Below are 3,054 nucleotides of genomic sequence, written 5' to 3'. Positions count from 1 at the left end.
TATATCATTAAATGAATTAAGAAATAATCCTATTAAGTATAAACTAGTATACTCTGATAGTTTAGGTGATCAATATGTTAATAATGACTCTATTAATGTTATTAGATATGCTCCACCTTATTATATTATAAAATCTACAGCTTATTTGGTTTCCTATCAATATAATGTAATTTCAGAACTAGATAATACATACTTTTATGACTATAGTAATAATGTTTCAGTCTTATTAAATAAAACTCATTCAGAAGCAGAATTTGGTAATCAAGTTACAAAATATGCTGGTGTTAAATATCAGACAAATATTCTAACTATTTATAATTACAATGGTGAATTATATGAAGGACCAATTACAACTAACAAAGGGCCGAAAATTCCTAAAATATTGTCACCAGCATATGAATCAGCGATGTATTCTTTTTATAAATCTTATAATATGTATTTTAACTTACCTTCAAAGATCCAAAAATTCTAAGTTTCATTAAGGAGTACCGTAATATTATGATTAAATTTTTATTTGCTATATTTTTAATTTTACTTCCACTAACAACTAACGCTATTTCTCTCCAAGAAATAAAAGATAATCCATCAAAATTTAAATACATATATGCTGATAATAAGGGAGATGGCTATATTGATATAAACAGTATAAATGTTATAAGATATGCGCCTCCATATTACGTTATAAATTCCTCACTATATTTGGTTGACTATAGAAATAATGCAATAGCTCAATTAAATAGTACATATTTCTATGACTACAATAATAATGTAAGTTCTACTTTAGAAAAAAGTGAAAATAAAACTGAGTTTACAAATAAAATCTTAAAAGATGCAGGTGTAAAATATCGAATAAATTCTATGCAAATATATAATTTTGATGGTACAGCAATATCTATTACGCCTTATTCTGAAAGTATAACTACTCCTACACTTCTCTCTCCAGCATATACAGCAGCTATGTTTACATTTTATAAATCATATAATAAGTATTTTAATCCACCTGCCCTAAATCAGAAGTTCTAACTATTTAAAGCCCAAAATAGCCATAATTTATATATTATGATTATTTTGGGCTTCATTTTATAAAGGATACAATTTTTTGATGGGACTAATTTATAGAAAAGCTAACGGGCCCCATCAAAAAATTAATTAACTTCTCCTAATTCTTTTAATAGTTCTACAAACTCTTCTTCATTCATAACACGAATACCCAATTCATTTGCTTTAGTAAGCTTACTACCACTGTCTTCGCCAGCAATAACAAGGGTTGTTTTCTTAGAGACGGAACCTGTCACCTTAGCCCCATGAGCTTCAAGAATCTTACCAGCCTCACTGCGGCCCATAATTTCAAGTTTACCTGTGAGAACGACGATTTCGCCTTCCATTTGGTTGCCTGCTGCTTCAACAACATCTACAGTCATCTTAAGTCCTGCCGCTGTTAAACCTTCAATGATTTCTACATGAGCAGGATCTTGACGGTATTCAACAATACTATCTGCCATTGTAGGACCGATTTCTTCTACCGCCACCAATTCTTCTTTAGTAATTGTCAAGAATCGTTCCATAGATTTCACAACGTTAGCAATTGTGCCGGCTGCTTTAGATCCAATTAGGCGAATACCGAGGCCATACAATACGCGGTCTAATCCACGAGTTTTAGAGTCTGCGATAGCTTTCACCAAATTCTCTGCAGATTTCTTACCCATCCGATCCATAGTAACTAATTGTTCTACTGTTAAATGATATAAATCAACCACATTAGCAATTAACTTATTATTAATCAAGTTTTCTACAATGCTAGGACCAAGGCCATCTATATTCATAGCATCGCGAGATGCAAAATGGATAATTTGTTCCTTTTCAATGGCAGGACAATGTTTATTGGTACAACGAACAGCGGCTTCACCTTCACGTCGAACTGCAGGAAATTCGCATACAGGACATGTATTAGGAATTGTGAAAGGCACCTCAGAACCAGTTCGTTTTTCAGGAACTACGCGGATAACTTCTGGAATAATTTCAGCCGCCTTGTGAATGATAACGTGGTCACCAATGCGAATATCTTTTTCATTGATGAAGTCTTGATTATGTAATGTAACACGACTTACATTTGTACCGGATACGAATACAGATTCCAATTCACCAGTTGGAGTAAGAACCCCCGTACGCCCCACATTAATAGTAATATCCTTAAGAATGGTCTCTACCTCTTCTGGCGGATATTTGTAAGCTGTAGCCCACTTAGGATCCTTCGCAGTACTGCCAAGTACCTCTTGGTCATCAAAACTATTGACCTTAATTACCATACCATCTGTATCGTATGGCAACTCATGGCGCTTTTCACCCCAATAATTAATAGCCTCTATGACCTCGTCAATTGTTTTGCATACGCGGTAATGAGGGTTTACAGAAAACTTAAACGTTTCTAGACTTTGTAGCAATTCCTCTTGGCTATGAATATTAGCCCCCACTTCAGAACCGATTGCATAGGCAAAGAATGCTAAATTACGACTAGCTGTAATGGCAGGATCTTGCTGACGCAAAGAACCAGCTGCTGCATTACGAGGATTTACGAAGGTAGGCAAGCCCTCTTCATCACGTTCTTCATTTATACGTTTAAATTCGCTATGAGGCATATACGCTTCACCGCGAACCTCGATAAATTCTGGCGCATCCTCTAGATATAAAGGAATGGATTTAATAGTACGCACATTAGCAGTTACGTCTTCACCAACGCGACCATCACCACGTGTTACGGCACGTACAAACATGCCGTTCTCATAGTGCAAATTAACAGCTAAACCATCGATTTTAAGTTCTACCACATAAGCAGAAGGCTTATGACCTAATTCCTTCTCTACACGACTAGCAAATGCACGTACTTCATCAGCACTAAATACATTAGATAAGCTCAACATAGGGCGGCCATGGACGACCTTTTCAAAAGAACCTTCCACCTTCATGCCTACCCGTTGTGTTGGAGATGATGGCACAATATATTCAGGATGAGCTGTTGCCTTTTTTAAAATATTTATCTAAGTTTCTTTTCTTCCT

The 3,054-nt window shown here is 35.2% G+C and carries 2 protein-coding genes and 1 pseudogene; 2 read left to right on the top strand and 1 reads right to left on the bottom strand.

The genetic code is table 11. The features are described from left to right. Positions 1–472 (top strand): hypothetical protein (locus Q7P05_RS07010; protein WP_303931322.1); only part of this gene is annotated, 472 nt, incomplete at its 5' end. A 26-nt stretch (positions 473–498) separates the two neighbouring features. Beyond that, positions 499–1,023, top strand: a complete 525-nt coding sequence (locus Q7P05_RS07005; protein ID WP_303931320.1) for a hypothetical protein — start codon at positions 499–501, stop codon at positions 1,021–1,023. 122 nt (positions 1,024–1,145) lie between these two features. Here Q7P05_RS07005 and ligA read toward each other — a convergent pair. Beyond that, a pseudogene (gene ligA / locus Q7P05_RS07000) lies at positions 1,146–3,014 on the bottom strand (NAD-dependent DNA ligase LigA); the annotation flags it as partial. Positions 3,015–3,054: the final 40 nt, after the last annotated feature.

Source organism: Veillonella dispar (assembly GCF_937975875.1).
In the GTDB taxonomy this organism is placed as follows: Bacteria; Bacillota; Negativicutes; order Veillonellales; family Veillonellaceae; genus Veillonella; species Veillonella dispar_B.
This window is presented reverse-complemented; position numbering and strand designations above follow the sequence as displayed.